The sequence below is a fragment of the Tropicibacter naphthalenivorans genome (assembly GCF_900176475.1).
Classification (GTDB): domain Bacteria; phylum Pseudomonadota; class Alphaproteobacteria; order Rhodobacterales; family Rhodobacteraceae; genus Tropicibacter; species Tropicibacter naphthalenivorans.
This window is the reverse complement of sequence record NZ_FWXX01000009.1, coordinates 132,366-150,492: the sequence shown is the minus strand read 5'-3', so window position 1 is coordinate 150,492 and position 18,127 is coordinate 132,366. Positions and strand designations below refer to the sequence as shown.

14 protein-coding genes and 2 pseudogenes are annotated in these 18,127 nt (G+C 59.0%); 4 read left to right on the top strand and 12 right to left on the bottom strand.

The features are described 5' to 3' along the window. The 8 genes and pseudogenes from B9A11_RS17000 to B9A11_RS16975 form a co-directional block, all read right to left on the bottom strand. Nucleotides 1-1,388, bottom strand: a 1,388-nt coding sequence (locus B9A11_RS17000; protein ID WP_143595915.1) for a VCBS domain-containing protein, incomplete at its 3' end; no start/stop codon positions are given. 33 nt (nucleotides 1,389-1,421) lie between these two features. After that, nucleotides 1,422-2,387, bottom strand: a complete 966-nt coding sequence (locus B9A11_RS16995; protein ID WP_084662818.1) for an Ig-like domain-containing protein — start codon at nucleotides 2,385-2,387, stop codon at nucleotides 1,422-1,424. Nucleotides 2,388-2,992: 605 nt separating this feature from the next. Then, nucleotides 2,993-4,297: a hypothetical protein gene (locus B9A11_RS16990; RefSeq protein ID WP_058248875.1), complete on the bottom strand. Its 1,305-nt coding sequence runs from the start codon at nucleotides 4,295-4,297 to the stop codon at nucleotides 2,993-2,995. After that, the gene (locus B9A11_RS21195; protein ID WP_143595914.1) at nucleotides 4,294-4,986 is read right to left on the bottom strand and encodes a hypothetical protein; all 693 of its coding nucleotides are present in this window, start codon (nucleotides 4,984-4,986) and stop codon (nucleotides 4,294-4,296) included. The genes B9A11_RS16990 and B9A11_RS21195 overlap by 4 nt, the downstream gene beginning before the upstream one ends. Nucleotides 4,987-5,587: 601 nt before the next feature. Beyond that, complete coding sequence (locus tag B9A11_RS21910; RefSeq protein ID WP_200807309.1) at nucleotides 5,588-6,094, bottom strand: DMT family transporter; 507 nt, start codon at nucleotides 6,092-6,094, stop codon at nucleotides 5,588-5,590. 31 nt (nucleotides 6,095-6,125) lie between these two features. After that, nucleotides 6,126-6,485: pseudogene (locus B9A11_RS22615) on the bottom strand (EamA family transporter); the annotation flags it as partial. Between the two features lie 77 nt (nucleotides 6,486-6,562). Then, nucleotides 6,563-7,390 carry an AraC family transcriptional regulator gene (locus B9A11_RS16980; protein WP_058248876.1) on the bottom strand — a complete coding sequence of 276 codons (828 nt, stop codon included), beginning with the start codon at nucleotides 7,388-7,390 and terminating at the stop codon, nucleotides 6,563-6,565. Nucleotides 7,391-7,856: 466 nt separating this feature from the next. Continuing rightward, nucleotides 7,857-8,108: a carboxymuconolactone decarboxylase family protein gene (locus tag B9A11_RS16975; protein WP_412556303.1), complete on the bottom strand. Its 252-nt coding sequence runs from the start codon at nucleotides 8,106-8,108 to the stop codon at nucleotides 7,857-7,859. A 139-nt stretch (nucleotides 8,109-8,247) separates the two neighbouring features. On the opposite strand from B9A11_RS16975, the pseudogene B9A11_RS16970 reads away from it, so the two are divergent. Continuing rightward, nucleotides 8,248-9,015: pseudogene (locus tag B9A11_RS16970) on the top strand (transposase); the annotation flags it as partial. A gap of 287 nt (nucleotides 9,016-9,302) precedes the next feature. Here the strand turns inward: B9A11_RS16970 and B9A11_RS16965 are convergent. Beyond that, nucleotides 9,303-9,854: a hypothetical protein gene (locus tag B9A11_RS16965; RefSeq protein WP_143595913.1), complete on the bottom strand. Its 552-nt coding sequence runs from the start codon at nucleotides 9,852-9,854 to the stop codon at nucleotides 9,303-9,305. A 522-nt stretch (nucleotides 9,855-10,376) separates the two neighbouring features. On the opposite strand from B9A11_RS16965, the gene B9A11_RS16960 reads away from it, so the two are divergent. Genes B9A11_RS16960 through B9A11_RS16950 form a run of 3 tightly spaced genes read left to right on the top strand, consistent with a single transcriptional unit; the run spans nucleotide 10,377 to nucleotide 13,330 of the window. Then, a complete protein-coding gene (locus tag B9A11_RS16960) occupies nucleotides 10,377-11,144 on the top strand; it encodes a hypothetical protein (RefSeq protein WP_058248879.1) in 768 nt (255 codons plus the stop codon). Next, the gene (locus tag B9A11_RS16955) at nucleotides 11,141-12,178 is read left to right on the top strand and encodes a hypothetical protein (RefSeq protein WP_058248880.1); all 1,038 of its coding nucleotides are present in this window, start codon (nucleotides 11,141-11,143) and stop codon (nucleotides 12,176-12,178) included. Before B9A11_RS16960 ends, B9A11_RS16955 begins: the two co-directional genes overlap by 4 nt. A 15-nt stretch (nucleotides 12,179-12,193) precedes the next feature. Further along, complete coding sequence (locus B9A11_RS16950; protein WP_058248881.1) at nucleotides 12,194-13,330, top strand: hypothetical protein; 1,137 nt, start codon at nucleotides 12,194-12,196, stop codon at nucleotides 13,328-13,330. On the opposite strand, the gene B9A11_RS16945 is transcribed toward B9A11_RS16950, so the two are convergent. The 3 genes from B9A11_RS16945 to B9A11_RS16935 all read right to left on the bottom strand — a co-directional run bounded on the left by B9A11_RS16945 (nucleotide 13,322) and on the right by B9A11_RS16935 (nucleotide 18,113). Next, on the bottom strand, nucleotides 13,322-13,984 hold the full coding sequence (locus tag B9A11_RS16945) for a hypothetical protein (RefSeq protein WP_058248882.1): 663 nt from the start codon (nucleotides 13,982-13,984) through the stop codon (nucleotides 13,322-13,324). The two genes, B9A11_RS16950 and B9A11_RS16945, sit on opposite strands and share 9 nt — an antisense overlap. A gap of 554 nt (nucleotides 13,985-14,538) precedes the next feature. Continuing rightward, a complete protein-coding gene (locus B9A11_RS16940; RefSeq protein ID WP_058248995.1) occupies nucleotides 14,539-15,606 on the bottom strand; it encodes a caspase family protein in 1,068 nt (355 codons plus the stop codon). Then, nucleotides 15,606-18,113, bottom strand: coding sequence for a GAP1-N1 domain-containing protein (locus B9A11_RS16935; protein WP_058248883.1), 2,508 nt, complete (start codon nucleotides 18,111-18,113; stop codon nucleotides 15,606-15,608). The genes B9A11_RS16940 and B9A11_RS16935 overlap by 1 nt, the downstream gene beginning before the upstream one ends. Between the last annotated feature and the right edge of the window lie 14 nt (nucleotides 18,114-18,127).

The window sequence follows — 18,127 nt, the reverse complement described above, 5'->3', positions numbered from 1 at the left end:
TTGGTGCCGGTGATGGTGATCGTGACGTCTTGGGTCACGCTCAGCGCCGGGGCGGCGTCGTCGGCCAACTCCAGCGTATAGGTCAGAACCACGGTTTCACCCACGGCCAGCGCGTCGAACGGCTCGGAGCCAGAGTCAAAGGCCCAAGCCACCGTGCCCGTGTCCGCGCTGCCGTCCACCGCAACGCCGCCTTGCGGGGTGAACATCGCCAGCAAGGCCGCCGCATCGGGGGCCACGCCGGGATTGTCCCCGGACACCGCCACCTCGACCGAAGCGATCGAGACCACGTCCGAGACATCCACGTCCTGCACGTCAAAGCTGCCCGAGGCGGTCAGTCCGCTGTCGGTTTCCACCAGCGGTTCGGCCACGTCCATGACCGGCCCGGTGCCGCCGCGCGTCACCACGAGGTTGTCGATGCCGATACCGTTGCCATAACCTGCCGAGGCAGGGCCAAAGCTCTGGGTATAGGCACTGATCCCGTCCATCCCTTGGAAATAAGCGTAAATATCGGCACGCGTGCCGCCATAGGTCGTGAAAATATTGACCGAATTGGCGTTGTCGTAAATCTCGATGTACCAGTCGTCGCTGCCGTCATCTTCGGTTTCGGCATAGACGAACAGATCGCCGGAAAAGCCGTACAGGCGGACCTGGCTCTGTTCGCCGTTCAGCCCGTCGTCGTTCAAGACGTCAAACCCCTGAAGCGAGACTTTGCTGCCGTCATCGCTGCTGAGGTAGAAGTAACCGAAGTTATACTCGAACTCTTGGTCCTGCACCTCGTCGAAGACACCGAATTCGTTGTCGCCATCGCCGTCCACGTCCTGCACGGGCATCTCGGCCACGTCGTTGACGCGCACTTCGCTGCCATCGGGCGGGTAATTGTAGCCATAGTTTTCGACGTTCCACGCGACGGTAAAGCCGTCTTGGGTATAGGTGCCCTCGCGGTAATCGCCGGTGTTCATCCCGAGGCTGTTATTGCCGCTGTCAAAGTCGATGGTGGTCCCGCTGCTGCTGGCCCCGCCTGCAACGATGGTCGGCGCGTCGTTGGTGCCGGTGATGGTGACGGTGACGTCGTTCGCGGCTGTCGCCCCGTGGGCGTCGGTGGCGGTGACTTGGATCGTCACGTCGCGGGTTTCGCCTTTGGCGAGGTCTTGGAAGTCCGCGCCGGGGGTGAAGGTGAGCGTGGTGCCGGTGATGGTCGCCGCGCCTTCGCCCGGTTGGCCGCTGACCGTATAGGTCAGGCTCGCGCCGTCGTCGTCGCTGTCCACATCCGCGCCAAGCGCTGCCAGATCGACGGTGACGCTCGGGCCATCTTCGACAGCATTCGTCGCGGTGGCCTGAAGCGTGGGCGCATCGTTGGTCCCGGTCACCGTGACTGTGACCTCATTCACAGCCGTCGCACCGTGCGCATCGGTAGCGGTGACTTAGATCGTGACATCGCGGGTCTCGCCATCGGCAAGGTCTTGGAAGTCCGCGCCGGGGTCAAAGCTGAGCGTGGTCCCAGAGATGGACGCCACACCTGCTGCGGGCTGCCCCGTCACGCTGTAGGTCAGCGTGGTCCCGTCGTTGTCACTGTCCACGTCCGCGCCGAGCGCCGCCAGATCCAGCAGGCTCGCCGCGCCGTCTTCATCGGCGGCCATCGCGCCCGCCGCCAAGGTCGGTGCATCGTTGCTGCCCGTCACGGTGACATCAAAGGTCGTGGTCGTCTGGTTCCCGGCGCTGTCTTGCACCACCAGCGTGATCGTCTCGGTCGTGCTGTCCCCGACGGCGAGATAGTCGAAATCCGTCAAGGGATCGAAGGCGATCTGCACTCCTTCGCTGGTCCCAATGGCTGCCGGCTGGATGGCCGTCAGGTCTTCGATTGCGACAACGCTGCCACGGGTCGAGGTGGCGCTGACCACGGAAATCGCATCACCGTCAAAGTCATAGATATCCACCGACAAGACCAGCGCAGTATTCTCTTCGGTCACCGAAGCACTGCGCAGCAACGCCAAGGGCCGGTTATTCCCGTCCACCGAATAGGTGAAATCGTCGAACTGGAGATATTCGAAATGCTTGAGTTGGTCGTCCCCGTCAGCCCCTGACACGTTCAGCGTATTGCCCTTGGACCAGTTCCAAACGTAATCGACGATCGACCCGGAAAAAACAGCCGTATCCTCGCCGTCATTGCCAAACAGGATATCGTCGCCCGCCCCGCCAAAGACGGTATCGTCCCCATCCCCGGCATTCACGCGGTCAGCCGCGACCGTCCCGATGATGCTATCTTTGCCATCCCCGCCGTTGATCTTGGTGCTGTCGGTATTTGCCGATGTATCGATGACGTTGTCTTCATCCGTCCCGGTCACCGGATTGCCAACCGTTTTCGTTTTTCCAAATGCTTTGCCAGCCATGACACACCCCAAACATTAATAAATCCAAGAAAATTGGGTTGAGGCTGACTTCCCTAAGGGCAGCTGTCAACAAAAAGTGACGCTGCATCGCAGCGGGTGAAGGAGCGTCGGCCGGCCACAGTAGAACGTCAACGGACGTACATTGCTCAACTACGAATTCCGACGTGTCGAATGATACAAGCCTTCGATGCGGATCCAATCCCGTGCATGAATATCGCGTTTGCTCAAGAAGAACAGGCCGAAGCCTTCTTCTCCGTCATCAGCGCAATCAGGAAGTCAGCGATCTGCTTTTTCTCCTCGTCCCTTCCGGGGCTTTATCGATAGCACCTTCGCTTAACTCGCCCCCGCCGAACTCGGCGACGTAACACAAACGGCCCAAAGTGACCGCTCGACATCCTACCACTACGCTGCGCAGCAGCCCGTCATTCCGGACATTGGAGGCATTGTGCAGCATGGCCTTGCAGGCGAGATCAGCAACGCGGACGAAACCGGCAGCAGGGCACATTGCTCTCCTGCATCCAGTCCTCGCACCTTACAAGAGCGAGCCCATGCGGCCCGAGGTCGGCTCAGAACAGAGGCGAGCAAACGCTTCCCATTTTGAATAGTTAGGTCGACCCAAAGAGAGCCTTTTCTGCGATACGCCATTTCCGATTGATGTGCTGTGGCAACGGCAGATCCTGATGTCGTTGGTTGAAGCGGAGGCGTATCGCATTAAAGAGCTGGATCAACCGTTTTTCACGTTCGATCAGAAGCTCCGCGTAAGGTACGTTGTGTGCCTTGGTACGGGCAATGACGCCGGAACGTCTCAACAAGGGATAGGGATGACTTTCCTGATGAAGGATGGCGGAAATCGTTAGCCAGCGGCCGTCAATCTTTTGCTCAAGGATCAGACGTTCAGGGTCTTCAATCTTGAGTGTCACCCATCTTATTAATTCAGCCATGTGAAAAAACAGCATTCCGCCATCCAGCAAGGGCCAAACCAAATGGTCGATGCGGCCGAGCGCAAGCAATCGATTCATCGCCCGATAATCGGCTAAGATTTCTTCCTGATGTTGTGCATGAAGTGACCGGATCACCTCCTTATCCACTTTTGTGCTTAAATGCGGGATGACGTCTTGCTCAAATGTCTGCCACATCGCATCGAAGCTGGTTTCGAGGGACGGCAGGACGTGAAGCCCTTGGGGTTCCGCAATCAGGTGATGGAGTTCATGTTCGAGCACAAACACGACAAAGCCATGGAAGATGACATTGTGGATGTCGCCGCCCGGCTGGTCGTCCAGATCAAAATCGCTGGGTTTGGGAGGAGTTATATAGCCGTCAACGAGATAGCCCAATGTCAGATCAATCAGGCTGTCGATCTGGAGGACGTGTGCTCCAATCCGCCGTTGCAGGGCAGGACCGGGGTCCACCACCTCGAAATTCTTGCCTGCCCGCACATACAGGATTTCGCTGGTCAGTTTGACAAACTCGCGCGCGAAGTGCAGCAGCCCGTCTTCGATCAATATGCCGTTCTTGTCAGTGCCGGGAATGGCCAGCGCGTTGAATCGGCCCGTCGGCGCGGTCGCCAGAACCAGATCGGATGCAAATGCATCCTCCGCGTAAATCCTTGCCCGATAGTAGCCCCAGACATCGGACAGATAGCTGTACAAATAGGGATCCTGAAAAGGGGTCGGTGTGGGGACATTGTACCGTTTGCGAAGGTTGCGTTCGATGTAGTGATCCCAGTCGGGCGTCTGGGGGATCCGAGAGCCGAGATAGCCCGGACGCGCCGCGGAAAAACGCACGATCTCCTGCCGCCGTCTGGCGAATTCATGCAGGATATCCGGCGGAGACAGGCCCATGTTTTCAAAAGCGTTGAGCTGTATTTGGGCAATGCGCTCCTCGACGCTCGCCCAATCGCCAGAGGTCATTCGGGTTCCACGGGAGAAATCTCGGGAACGAGCCGATCGATAGGCTCTTCTTGGGCACCGGTTTCGAGTTGTTTCAAGGTACTTCCCCATCGGGCACGACGGTGCAGTTGTACAGATACCGCCCCGTTTGATCCGCGCAGGTTCAAGCCGGTAGCGCCATTGATGGTAATCTGTCCCGACACACCGGCATCCCCAAGGTGGAACCGGTTCAAAATTGGACTCGGGGCCGAGAAGCAAAGCGCTCCTCCGCGTTTGGATGTCGCAAACACCGCGTATGATTTGCAGCGGCGCACCGTGGTCACAATGCGGAAAGTCGATTTCCAGTTGGAAAACCGGGCGATGTAATCGTTCAAATCATCAAGGTCTACAATGCTCTTTGTCTTAACGGTTGCTGCGGCCAGGACCACACCTGCCTTCTGGCCAAACCCGATTTCAAACGAACCGTCCGCAGGTGCTGCACCTTCACCCTTAACTTCAAACCCGTGCTGCGACGTAAGGAAAACGTCGTCCCACTTGGATGATCGGGTCTCACCAAGCTTAGCATCCAAGACTTCGCAGATATTGCCTTCCCGCACAAAACACCCATCCGCGATATGACCAAAGTCTCCCAGTTGAATGTCTGAGCCTGGGTGCCATACACCATATTCTCGCAACGCGTTCCAAACGGTCGCCCCATAAGATTTTCTCAAGACGCCCCCTTTCTTGGGAATACCCACACACTTGGGTTATGAAGGCAAAGACTCGACAGTTCCGCGTCGACAAAACTGTCCTATTGGTACACTGTGTTTTACCATACAGAAAGGCAAAGCGTGTCGTTCTGATCGCACTCTGTTCGCGGTGTTCACCAAGCATGGCAACCATAGGCTCGGAGCGGTCATGGAGCGGTGCAGCGGCGAGCCCCCATGGCAGGGTAACATGGCGTTCCCGGCCCATTGCGGACCTTTATCCCGTCATCAAACTCCGCACTGCAGCTTCACCAGACCGGACTTTCGAGGCATCCCGTAGCATTTCTGATCGGCCAAGGTCGGCAATGCGAAGGTAGTTGCCGAACCGCGTAGAGGCTCCGAGAACAGCATGTCCGTCAAAATCGGTCAACCCTGCCCTGGCCGAGATGACAGGCGATGCAGCGCGGCGTCCACGAGACAGGTATCCGAGACGTACTCACTCAGGTTAACGTATCGGGCCACGGGCGAAACGGGCCCGGTCGCGTTGCGATTGCCGTCCCTGCGTCGTGCGTCGACTGTGAGCCGCCGCTTGTTGTGATTGGCGCTTTTTCAGGCCTTGCGGGCGTCAGCGGCGTCTTTCGACCCAAAGGCCGAGGAAAGTGCCCGAAACGATAAGCGCTGCGCCGAGAATTAACGATGGGGTGGCAGGTTCTGACAAAAGCATCCAGGCAAGGACAAAGCCAAAGAGCGGCTCCGTGCCCATCAGGAAGCTCACCCGTGTGGGGCTGGTTCGGCGCACCGCGGCGTTCTGGACGTAAAAAGCTCCGATGGTGCAGAACAGCGAAAGAAAGGCTACCGCGCCCCAAGCCGCAAGGTTGGCCTGAACGATGAGGCCCGCCGTGCCGAATCGCACCCAGAGCAACGCTCCCGTCAGCGCCGCGACCGCCGCGGCCTGAACTGCCGTGAACGCGACAGAGGACAGGCCACTGCCATCCATCAGGCGCTTGGTCGAGACCACCATCACCGCTCGCAGGCTCGCCGCAAAAAGCACCAGCAGGTCCCCCACACCGAGCGCGCCCAAGCCGCCCGAAAGCACCAAGACACCCAGAACCGCGACCACCGCCCCGGCCATTACGCCCAGTGGGGGGCAGACGACGCAGCAGGCCATATTCAAGAAATGGTGTGAAAATCGTGCAGAGCGAGATGATCAGCGCCGTATTGGTCGCCGTTGTCAGTGACACGCCCCATGTTTCCGCAAGGAAGATGGCACAAAGGATCGCACCCAAAATCACCCCGGCCCGCAGGTCGCGCCACGGGGCCGCGCGTAGGTCTCGGCAGGCCACGATGCCCATGACCACAGCCGTCAGGCTAAAGCGGTAAAAGATCAGCACAAGCACGGGCAGATAGGCCAACGCCCCCTTTGCCACCGGGTAGCTCGCCCCCCAGACCAAGGCCACGCCCAACACCGCGAGATCCGCCCAAAGAGACGTGCGCCGTGCATTGAAATTCTCTGATACCGTCACCTTGGCCTCCTGTCTCACGTGAGATGAGAGCGCAATAGGCCGGACGGTGGGCGGCGATATAGAACGAAAACGCGATCTCAGCTCTTGGCAAACGTCGAAGGCGTCACGCCGACGATGGCGCGGAAATGCCGCCCCATGTGGCTTTGGTCGGCAAAGCCCGCCTGTGCTGCGGCCTGTGCCGGGGTCTGGCCGTCCCGGAGCAGGCGTTTGACCCGCAAGACCTTTCTCTGCAGGTGCCACGCATGGGGCGGCAGGCCCGTGGCGCGTCGGAAGGCGTCGATCGTCTGCCTGCGGCGCAGGCCGGTGATCCGGCACAGATCGCCAAGCGACACATCCTCCTCGATCTGGGCATCGAGAAATTCGATTGCATCCGCAATCCGCCCATCCGCCGCCTGAACAGGTGAAACGCTCTGCGGGGCCAGTTCGCGCATCAGTGCCCCCAGTAGCGCGTCCAGTGCCACGTCGCGCGCGAGACGCTGATCCAACGAATGCAGCGCCTCGTGCAATAGAGCGAACCTCCGGGCCAGATCGGGTCGCGCGTGAAACGCTGCTCCGAAATCCAGCGTCCCCGTAGGGGCATGGCCGGTCAAGTCCTCGACCAAAGCGCGCATCCCGGGCTCGGGGATGTAAAGCATCCGTTGCCGCCAACCCACCTCGCTGCTAGCGCCACCATGGTGGATATCTCCGGGCCGCATCGTTACCACAGACCCACGCGGCACCTGGTGGATCTCGCCCCGACACCAGACCGCATGAACCCCGCCGTCGATCACCCCGAAAAGGTATTCGTCATGGGCATGGGGCTTGAAGCTCTGTTTCACGTAATGCGCAGACAGCGTTTCGATGCCATAAAGTTCCGGGCGCGACCGAATGGTCACTTGGTCCTTGCGGCCGTTTTTGTCTTGCATAGACACGACGGATCTCTCTGGAAGGATGACGCGCGTAGCGTAGGACCAAAGCAGCCTTCGGTCAAACAGCGCGCCGTTGTCTAGCAGCCTCTGGCCTGAAGATGCTCAGGATGGCATCAGCGATCGCGCGCGTCGCGGGAGCGCCCTTGATGTCCTGATGGATGACGAGCCACGAGGGCTTACCGCACGGCGTCTGCATCTCCGCTTGCGTCAACCTGTAAGAACGAACGCGGGGCACTAAGTTCGTGGAAGGGCCGAGAGCGGACTTGCGGCGGCTCAACGCTAGAAGCGCGTGCTCACATACGGTAGACGTCTTTCTCGGCCCCTTCCGGCCATTGCCTGAAAGTGTCGATGACGCGGGCTGCTTCTGCAGACCAGTTCTTCACGGACGTGACTTTCTGTCAAAGCAAAGCTTGATCTGCCAGCAGACCGCGAGCGTTCTACACTTTGAGGCGTTGGCGATAGGTCACCCTTCAGAGCGGAGAGTTCTAAGGGTGTTCAGCGCATTGACCGCGGCTGGCAGCCCACCGTAGAGCGCCATTTGCCAGATAGTTTCTGCGATCTCAGTCTCGGTCAGACCGACCTTCAGGCCCGCCTCGATATTGATCCGAAGTTGCGGTGCCGTCTGCGCACCCATCGCCGTCAACGCGGCAATGGTCGCTATGTAGCGGCTTTTGAGATCGAGCCCGGGCCGCGCATAAAAACGATCATAGGCCATATCGATCACCGTATCCGCCATGCCCGGCAAAAGATGCCCATCGGGAATATCCCGCCAGCCGAGGCAGAGGCCAACTTCTACGCAGTTCTGGAAACCGTAGACATCGCGGCGTAACTAACGACAATCAGCCTCCGGCAGACCCGGGGCGGTTCAGACCGCAGCCCGCAAGGGTCCGGCATTCTTCAGCTATTCCGACACCTACCTGATCGATACGGACCACGGCGTCATCGTGGACGTGGAAGCGACACGGTCCATCCGGCAGGCTGAAGTGGGCTCCACCAAGACCATGCTCAAGCGCGTGAAGGCCAGGTTTGGCCTCCACCCAGAGCGGCTCATCGCGGACACCGCCTATGGCACCGCGCCGATGCTGGGCTGGCTGGTCGAGCGAAAGATCGCGCCCCACATTCCCGTATTCGACAAGTCAGGGCGCAATGACGGGACGTGGACCCGCGCCGACTTCGAGTGGGACGCGGAAAACAACCAGTACATTTGCCCTGAGGGACATGAACTGAAGCAATTCCGCCGAACCTATTCCGACCCGAACCGGGGGCCGACCGGCAAGGGAACAGCGCGCTATCGGGCGCTGAAAGAGGTCTGCCAGGCTTGCCCCTCCAAGGCAAAATGCTGCCCGAACGCGGATGCCCGCAAGATCACCCGCGAGGAACATGAAGACGCGCGACAGGTCGCACGGAACATCGCCAAGACCGAGCAATACGTCATCTCGATGAAACTGCGGAAGAAGGTTGAGATGCTATTCGCCCACCTCAAACGGATCCTTGGCCTGAACCGGCTACGATTACGCGGACCGTGCGGCGCAAACGACGAATTCCTCCTCGCTGCCACCGCCGAGAACCTCCGCAAGCTGGCCAAAATCTTTCCTGCACCGCAGCAACCACGAAAAGCCTGACAGGAAAGGCGTTCGCGCCACGTTCAGCCGTCAATATTCTGCGCCAGCGAACGGATGTTTTTCCACGGAATCGGCTACATCGACCTGCATCGGCACCTTGCGACCAGGCCGTTTTCCCGTGATGGACGCTACCGTATGAGGCGATACACGGCACGATCGGCAGCGTGTATTGCGTTATCCCTACCTGGGATATCGCGGTATGAAAGCCGCCTTGGAGCGCCCGATGACGATGAACACGTTCTCGGACAAGCCTCCTTCGGGCGTATGACACGCCTTGTTTTAGTGGCTTACTGCCGTTTGCTTTTGACTCTACCACCCGGCAATTTGCGCAGGCGCGCCTCCGTGCAGGGATGGCACATGTGCGAGGCAGGGAGACGCGTGGAGCCCACGCCTTCGGACGAGCTACCGCAGTTCTCGCAGGTGTGGATCGCTTCGTTCCGAGCGCGTTCGATCCGAGCCAGAACTTCAGGGTTTCCTGAGTGAACATCCACGCGCAGGTCCCCTGATTGCGATTTTATCTGCTGGACCAGGAAAGGCTCATCAATCTCCTCGGCCATCTCTTGCAGATCGGCCAGCAGATCACGCACAAGCGGGCCCCAGCCCGGCCCATGCTGGAACAGTTGCGCGGCACGTTGGGTGTCAAAGGCGAGGTCCTCTGCTTGTCTGGCGCGATAGCTCTCACTCAGAGCTGCCCTCTCACCGGACGGCATGACCTTCGGCAGTTGTAGCGGCGCCGGCGGGCCGATGAACACGAAGCGCGACGTTGTCTGCTCTGCGGCGATGTTTTCGTAAGTAGGTCTTTCACTCATGTGGGATAGATTTTTTTCAGGCAGTTTCATCGGCGCACTCCTGACGCAGCGGTCAACGAGCCCGGTCTCCATCTTTCGCGCGGGACGCATAGGAAGAAAACTACGCCGGCTCCTGCCAGCTTAACCATTAAATAATCTAAAGCCAACGTCCCGCACCAGCCGTTCAGTCCCGCCGTGATGGAGGCGGTGCAATTTTCCACCAGACCGGCCATTGGTTGATCGCGCACCATCCGCGCAAGATCATGGTCGGCAATGCGCAGGGAGCGGAAGGGTTTCGCGTGAGAGCTTTGACGCTGGCCACCGCACGCCCAAATACGGCGATCAAATTGCGAGAGGACATCCGGTACCGATTTCTTCCTAGATTATTATAGCGTTTCAGAATTCAGAAGAGGCTTGGGCGCGAATTTCGAAAAAGTCTCTACCCGGCGGTCTTCCAAAAAATGCATGCTGCGCCTGTTGGGTCCTATATGAAGCCTGCCCCATTGCAGCATTGGACACCAGACTGTACACTTTTGCTGGAATTCGCAATGCAGGTTGCATACCACAGGTCGCATGAAAATGGTCTTTTTCAAGTCAGCAGTTTGGATTGCGCTTGCGACATTGGTTCTCGCTGCGTTTTTTGCCCACCCCTTGAGTTCCGAAACCATAGACGCCGGCCCACTGTCTCCGCCCGAACGTTTCCAAGAATCCTTCGACGCCTATCCTGAGACGTCGACGCGCGACATCGTTGGGCTGATGATCGGCGATTTCGGCGACAGATTCGACAGGAACTATGTCATCTTGGGGAATCCCTCCGTCGAAATCAGCCCGGTGAAAGTTCTTTGCATGCAGGTCGTCACGCAGGATGGCCGCTTCACCTCTGCGAACCCCTATGAACGCAGCGCACGGAAAACGACGACGGGCCTAAAGGCACATCCGGTGTCGCAGGCCCACATGGAGGATCTCGCGACGTACGAAGGCAGCGCCGTGGCGGTGCGGGCGATCCTTGCCGCAGATGCCGACTGCCGCGAAGATGACAGCGTATTCCTCGCCCGCCTTGGGCACAGCGGTTCGAAAGACATGCTGACCGTCCAAGTCATGGCGCGCAATCTCGACGCAAGCATGACGCTCGCGCTGCCGGACGGAGACGCGCCGCCGGCGCGGGTTGCCTGCGCTTCTGCGGGCACTGCACGGCTCGCCTTCGACCGGATCTGCCAGATGGAGGTTCCTCCTGCCGCGCGCGGACAGGTGGTTGCGCTGACCGTCACGCTTGACGACGGAATGGAGACGAAGGACACCGCGTTCCGAGCCTTCATTCCCGATCCGTCCACAACGCAATGACATCTCCCGCTTCGCTCCGCCGCACGGCGCGCCTATCATGGCGCTGGCACGCTTCGCGCCTGCTGATACCGGGCAACCTGTGGCTGCTGGTCATCGTGGGGGTTGTCTCTGCGGTCGGCTTTGTGATCTTCCTCATGCTGCTGCGCCAAGCCCCGCCATATGCCGTGATGCAGTTGCGCAGCACCTTCCTCGAACAGATCGTCGAGAGAGAAGCCCTCGCCAAGATGAAGCTTCCCGTCGGACCGTGGCTGAATGCTGCAGGCGACCCCTGCCTCTTGTCCATTTCAGAGCGAGGGTCGGAGTCCACCGTGGAGGTCCATCCCCGCGCCGGAATCCGGCTGCGATACCGCTGGCGCCCCGGGCGCCTCGCCATCCTGCTGTCCGATGCCCCTGCGGGGCTGCCGGTGGCGGACTTGGCGCGCGATGACATCGGCTGCGCCGTGGCGAACCGGCTGGTCATCAACCTCGAGTTGCCCGTCTCAGACGGGCTCTTGGTGCTCCCCGTCGCCGGTCCCGCCGAAGTGGGTGCCGAGAACGTCGGACAGGACCATTTCTTCGGCGGAGAGATCTACCTGAGCGCGCGCGCGCTGCTCCCGCCCGATAGGGGGGCGCTCTACCCCGCCAGTGACGCACCGATTGTGTTGCCCGAAGGCGGGCGTCTCGCGGCTGCGGACGAGCTGCGCGCTGGTCAGAGTTGGTACGGCACCGCACGCGTCACGTCCGACGGCCTGGTGATTGCGGCCAATACAGAGACCGCGACACTCGTGCTGGTGCGCGCCGGAGACCGCAGCGAGTTCGAGCCGTTGCACGTCGGCCTGCTGGCCAAGCTGTTTCAGGATCCCAGCGTGGCACCGTGGAGCATTGGGACCCTGTTCGTCATCACGGTGTTGCAACTGGCGATCTCAGCCTTGTCGCTGTCACCCGGCAAGCGCAAAGAATCCAAGCCCTCTGCTTCGGCCCCAGCGCGGGACCGGAATGAGAAAGCCCAAGGGGCTGCACCACCGGTCGGAACGCCGTCCGAAGGCGCAGACTGAACCGGAAAAGATGATATGAACCGCCCGTTCTTCCAACTTGCCGCAATCCTGGCCTTCGTGTTCCTGGGTCCGGCGCTTGCTGCCGATCCGGTAATCGTCCAGACCCGGGGCGGAGCCCAGGGCCAGGGATGGCTATTCGGCGCGTCGGGCGACAGCGCGTGCTGGCTGGCGCTTCCAGAACACGTGGCGCGCGGCCACGAAGCCGCAGGCGTGACGTTCACCACGATCACCGGCCGTAGCGGCGAAACCGGGCCGGTGATCCCCGTTGCCAGCAACGACGAGGCGCTTGCAGCCACTGGCGGACAGGCCGACTTGGCCTTTGCCCCGGTCAAGAGCACGGCGATCACCTGTCTCTCCAGCATTGGCCTGCCGGATTACACCTACCAGGCGCAGCTCGCGCGCAATCCCGTCCTGCAACTGACGGACCACCTGTCCACGTCCCGCCGGCCCTTCGACGTGGCGATCCGCCTGATCCGTGTCGATGACGTGGGTGGCCGGGTCATCGCACTTTGGCCGCTGCGTGCAGAGGATGAGGGCAACATGAGCAAGGGTATCAGTGGAGCGGTTGCGACATTGGCCAGGGCAGAGGGCATCGCGCCCTTCGCGATGGTCTTCCGCGTCCGGGAGGACAAGCAAATCGCCATCAGCCTGCGCTTCGATGCGATCCGCGCGGCGTTTGGACGGATCCGCACCCAGTGGCAGCGCGATGCGCGGGCGGAGCAGATCAGCGAGGACGGGTTGGGATACGAAATCGCGGGGTTCGAGGGCTTTCCCCTATCAGGCAGCAGCGGCCCCGGCAGCCTGCGCACCCCCGAAGGATGCTGGCAAGCCGCGGCCAAGGGCGGCGCGCAAACCGTGGACCTGGTGATCGAGACCCGGAGTCGCTTCGACCATGTCGAGGCCATCGCCCTGGAGGCTGGGCCGGAGTGCGCCCCCGCCCCGGCCATGGCCTATGTCGAGTATCGCAGGGATCCTCTCGATAGCTGGACCTATCACGGAACTTGCGCCGTCCGGACGGCGGATGCGCCCGAAACGCCGTCCTGCGCCCTGGACAAGTCCGGCAGGATTCAACTGCGCCTACGCTTCCCGACCGACCACGGCGCGGTGGCCCTCAGCCACCTGCGCCTGGTCGGCGGCGCGGCCTCAGAGTAGCGGCGCACGCACCGGGAACGGCCAAAGGTCACCGCACTGCATTGCCCCGTCCAGCGCCCCTCCAGCCGTCATTTGCACATCCAAAGTGCAGGTCGTATCGCTGAAGAACCAAGTTCTGCCGGTCCAGCGGATCCGGTCCCCGACAACCACCGCTTTACCCAAGTACTTATCGCTTGCCGACGACATGGATCCCAGTGGATACCAGACCGATTGGCCATTCGTGACGTCGGCCTTCTTGATTTCGAAAACCATTCCGTTCTGGATGTAATTGTACGTCTTCGTGACATTCCAACCTGAAATTGTCCGAAGCTGGTCTTCATCGCCTTCCGCATCCGCAATTTTTTCCACCAGGGCTTCGGGCTTATCCACGTCGAAGGTTAGTTGGTCGAACTGGGCAATTGCGGCGCGCAGGCCGAGATTTCGGATATCGGCATTGTCGCTTTGCAGAGCGAGCCGCACGCAGATCCTCTCAATCGAAGTGTCATTGGTCTTAAGCGCCGCCTCGAGGTAGGCGAGCCGAAGATCAGGGTCAGGATGGCTGCACTGCTCGCGCCACGCCTTGATTTCCCCTGCCCGCTCAGTCACCTCCTGCGCCAGCGCGCCTGAGCCTGCACCAAGCGCAAAAAATGTCGCCAACACATAACTAAATTTCATTTCCGTCCCTTCACAATGATAAACTGTTTTCAACAGATTTTTATTTTTTGCACAATACATTGAGGCACGGATCGCGGGAAGGAAGAATTGCGCCACCCACGCGGCACAAAAAAATTTTTAGTGTGCGCTTCGATGGGGGCTGGGCGACGATTTCATGATCTGCGGAGATCAATGATGGCCTTCTCCCTGAATGAATCGAATACTACGAACCGAGTTACTTGACGAACGCGAAAAGACAGGGCGCCTTTGAAGTCTATCAGCGGTCATATCGAAGATGAACCGTTTGGGCTGGGAGCGGACTTGCGGCAACGCAGCAACAGGATCCTGACACGATCAGCGGTATACGTCGGTCCCGGCCCTAACCTGCCGTTCAATCTGAGCTTGCTGAATTGCCTTTGGCAGCCCCGAAGCGGACGTGAGCTGTGCTGTCACAGTATCGAAGCCGATCATCAGGTAAAGCAGCGAGCGGAATGTTACTGCGCCCGGTACTAACCACCTCACAGAAAGCGGGCAGTCGACAGGTCGTTCTGGACGAGTTGAACTGCGCAGTATCGCTACAGCAGTGCTTCCAGTTCACGGTGTGACGGAAATTCATCCAATGCCGCGTGAATTAAGCTTTCACGCGAGATACCCGCACCGCCACCGCCCAAAGAAATCAACCGGAGCGCGGCGAACCACTGTGCCCTTCCATGCCCGTTCAGTCTCAATCGTGAGATATCGCCGCCAGCCCGAAGCCAAATATCTTGGTCCGACGGCCCAAGAGGGAACAGGTCCGGCATGATCTGCTCAAGATCGCGATGGCGTTGAAAACCTGTGGTCGATACTGACTTGCCCCCCCCCAATGCGAGCGCAATAGGGAAATTTTCCTCCAGCCCACTCGCCTTGAACACTGGATGCTGTTGTCCCGGGACCGCCTGCCTGACTTTCTCAGCTACGTAATTGAAAAGGTCGAAAACACGAACCATGCTATCGTTTGAGGCAGCTGCTGCGCCTCTGAGACCCGATAACATTGCCGTCGAAAAAACGCTGTTTCGCTCGCCATGAAGCACTAACGACGTCTCGGTTACGCGTGAAGACGCGAACACGACTCGGCCAGTCCCTTGCGCCAATTTCTGCAGTGACTTCTCATCGAACCCACCGCCTGCAAAGTTCACGCCAGCCTCGCTCAAACCCGACTTCAGCGAGGTGGCACCAGCTGCATGACATGCATCTATAGCGACGACGACGCGCGGCGCATTTATCGCGGCGATCGCTGCAGATAGCTCGGTCTCTCCAAGTGAAGTCCCTGCGAGATCCGTTGGGTCACAATCGTACGGGATCAGTGCGCTCGTTATGTCAGAAACATTACCAATTCGCGCGCCATGCCCCGAGAAGAAAATTGCTACAGTGTCGTCATTTGTCGAAGTCGCCGCCAGATTCGACAGCGCGTTTCGGATGTTCTCTAGAGTAGCGGCGTCGTCAGCGAGTACAGTAACGTTGGCCTCCGGATAGCCGCAATATGAGGGCGACTTCAATATATCAGCGGTGTCGACTGCGTCATTGCGCACAGCGATCGGAAGGCTGTTAACGTTCTCGTATGTTGCGACGCCGATAACGAGCGCATGTCCCTGAATGAACTTCATTACCATCTCCATAAAGAGGATCGCGGGCTAATCTGATCCTGAAACTGTGGGTCTGCCGCCAAAAGCCTCAGTTTTTTATTTCCAGGGAAGTCTACCTGCAACTGTTGAATTAGCTTCGGCGCACGCGGGGACCTCCCACTTTGTATTGCGCGAATTGCGTGACGCCAACGCTCTTGACCAGTTCCATGGTTCAGCAGATCAGCGGTCCGACCGCCCGCACGTTCCCACAGGGAGTCTTGATCTGGGCCATTGGGCAAGAGTTCTGCCGCCAATTCTATTAGCATTACCCACTTTTCATCGGAGCTCGGTGGCGAGATCCCAAGCAGAAGACGATCGAAAAAGCCAATCAGGCCGATGCATTGGCGAAGCGCAGGCTCGACGTCTTTACGGCCAGCCCTATAGATCGCAATTATGTCATCAACGGCACATCGTAATTCCCTCGATGACAAGGTACGTCCCAACAGATCCGCATCGGTTCCAAGGATCGATTTGTTTTCGCGGACAGCATCAAGAATCCATCGGCTGAGCCATGCATCGTCAAGCCCTCCGAGGGAGTTGATGACCTCCAAACCCTCTGCAATCCGACCTGCCTGAAAGCGCCGCATGAACTCGTCGAAACGTGGGTCACTTATTATCCATTGAGCCAGCTCAATTTCAATCGAGTCCTTTGGTTCGAACGACCCAGCGCTCTGAAACCACGCGTTTGCCGTTCCCATTAGCAATCGTTCCCGTGTTGACTGGGGCAACTTTTTCCATACTTGAGCCCGCCGCGGGTAAGTCGAGAGATCCGCTAGCGGCGTTCCAGACAGTTGATAAAGGAGGTCTGCAGGCGGGCTCTTTCCGCCGATCTGTTCTTCGAGCAAACCTTCGAAAGCCATCTGCGGGTCTTCCGGTCCGCGCCAAGATTCCTGGTCAATCTTTAATGCAGCCGCCCATACACGTCGGTTGCAAGCCATTGTCATATCGCGTGTCATCAACAGTGAAGGATCTTTCGCAACCCTCTCGCCTGCGATCGCAAGTACTCGAACGTCCGGCAAGCTTTCCACCACGTCGAGGATCCCACTGGGCGTCGCACGCCGCATGGCAAGTTGCATAGAGGCAGTGTCTTCACCCGGCTCCAAAGCACTTTGAATACGCGCTGCTTCAACCGGTTCCATGCTCGCGCCCGCAGCGATGGCGTGAAGCCTGAAAAGCCCCTTCTCCGCTGCCAAAGTCATGATTAGCTTCGCCGTCCGAGTATCAATGCTTCTTGGGGCCGCGATCTCGAGCGCATCTAACCTCCTTATGTCATTTGAAACAAAGGCGATGAGAGGGCTAACCAAACTTGGCTCAACGCTCACCCAACGCCAAAATCCGGCAGCAAACCGACCTCCCGTTGCACAGCTCGATTGCTCCAAACCTTTCTTTGCCGCTTCGCGCCATAGGACAACAGCATTCTTGTCAACGAATGCGTCGGAGATGATCGCTACCAAGCCTGCATCATCTCGCGAGGAAAATTGATTCCGTTCGAACCAACTCGTCATGGCTTGCCACACGAGATCCCCGGAATCGTAACTTGAGAACGGCAGATTTCGCAGTGCCAGAATGTCTGACGGTTGAGCATCGGGAAACACTCTTACGAGGCGTTCAACAATGAAACGTTTCTCGACCACTCCGATCTGAGGATCCGACGACAGGCGCTCAACAAGCCGGGCCGCGGAAATGAGGCCTGAAACAACATCAGGCGTCCTGACCAACAAAGCGTACGCCTGTTCGAGTAGGTGGAGATCTTGAAAACTATCAAGACTTGCACCGATCCTATCACCAAATGCGCGGAGCTCAGCCCCCTCATGGGAACCGGCTAACATCCACGCGGCTTGTGACTGATCGTCTCCACACTGACCGACAAGCCGTTTTTGCTGCCACCGTCCTCTTAGAGCTTCGGGGGTGCAAACAATAGTTGGCGCCGGGGTATCCCCCACGTCCCTGGGACCGAAGCTCAGCCGAAAAGAAAATGATCTGCGCAAGGAAGGCCAAAGTCGAGCCCACAGGGCCACTATGAGTTCCTCAAATCCTTCTGTTCCTATGCGAACCACGGGACCTGTGCCGCGCGAAACCAGAGCCTTGGCGGTGTCCACCAAATCAGGCGTCAGATTAGGTTCACCAGATCCAAAGTTAACTTCCAATGCCGCAACTGATGTTGGCATTGAGTCAAAGGAAGTGTGGAGGTTCTTCACCAAAGGTTGAAGGTTGTCGACAACCTCAATGGCATCCAAGTCACAAATCAGAGCATGGGTGACAACCATCCCTGCGCGTTCAGCCGTCAGATCTCTGAACATCCGAGCGATTACGTACCGGTTACCGACTTGGAAGCCCGAAATAACTGGCGACCAGTCGGAACCAGGCGGCTCAGTATCGGGAAGATCTAATCGCTGAGCCAGCTCGGCCGCGAACTTTTGGTCGCCGCTTGCGCACCTGAGAGCGAAACCATGTTTCGTGTTACCGAATATAGCTTGATCGACACGCATACAAATCTCCACAC

Coding starts and splice junctions, on each gene's coding strand:
- B9A11_RS16995 (WP_084662818.1), bottom strand. CDS start 2,387: ATGGCTGGCAAAGCATTTGGAAAAACGAAAACGGTTGGCAATCCGGTG.
- B9A11_RS16990 (WP_058248875.1), bottom strand. CDS start 4,297: ATGACCTCTGGCGATTGGGCGAGCGTCGAGGAGCGCATTGCCCAAATA.
- B9A11_RS21910 (WP_200807309.1), bottom strand. CDS start 6,094: ATGGCCGGGGCGGTGGTCGCGGTTCTGGGTGTCTTGGTGCTTTCGGGC.
- B9A11_RS16980 (WP_058248876.1), bottom strand. CDS start 7,390: ATGCAAGACAAAAACGGCCGCAAGGACCAAGTGACCATTCGGTCGCGC.
- B9A11_RS16975 (WP_412556303.1), bottom strand. CDS start 8,108: ATGGCCTATGATCGTTTTTATGCGCGGCCCGGGCTCGATCTCAAAAGC.
- B9A11_RS16965 (WP_143595913.1), bottom strand. CDS start 9,854: ATGAAACTGCCTGAAAAAAATCTATCCCACATGAGTGAAAGACCTACT.
- B9A11_RS16960 (WP_058248879.1), top strand. CDS start 10,377: ATGAAAATGGTCTTTTTCAAGTCAGCAGTTTGGATTGCGCTTGCGACA.
- B9A11_RS16955 (WP_058248880.1), top strand. CDS start 11,141: ATGACATCTCCCGCTTCGCTCCGCCGCACGGCGCGCCTATCATGGCGC.
- B9A11_RS16950 (WP_058248881.1), top strand. CDS start 12,194: ATGAACCGCCCGTTCTTCCAACTTGCCGCAATCCTGGCCTTCGTGTTC.
- B9A11_RS16945 (WP_058248882.1), bottom strand. CDS start 13,984: ATGAAATTTAGTTATGTGTTGGCGACATTTTTTGCGCTTGGTGCAGGC.
- B9A11_RS16940 (WP_058248995.1), bottom strand. CDS start 15,606: ATGAAGTTCATTCAGGGACATGCGCTCGTTATCGGCGTCGCAACATAC.
- B9A11_RS16935 (WP_058248883.1), bottom strand. CDS start 18,113: ATGCGTGTCGATCAAGCTATATTCGGTAACACGAAACATGGTTTCGCT.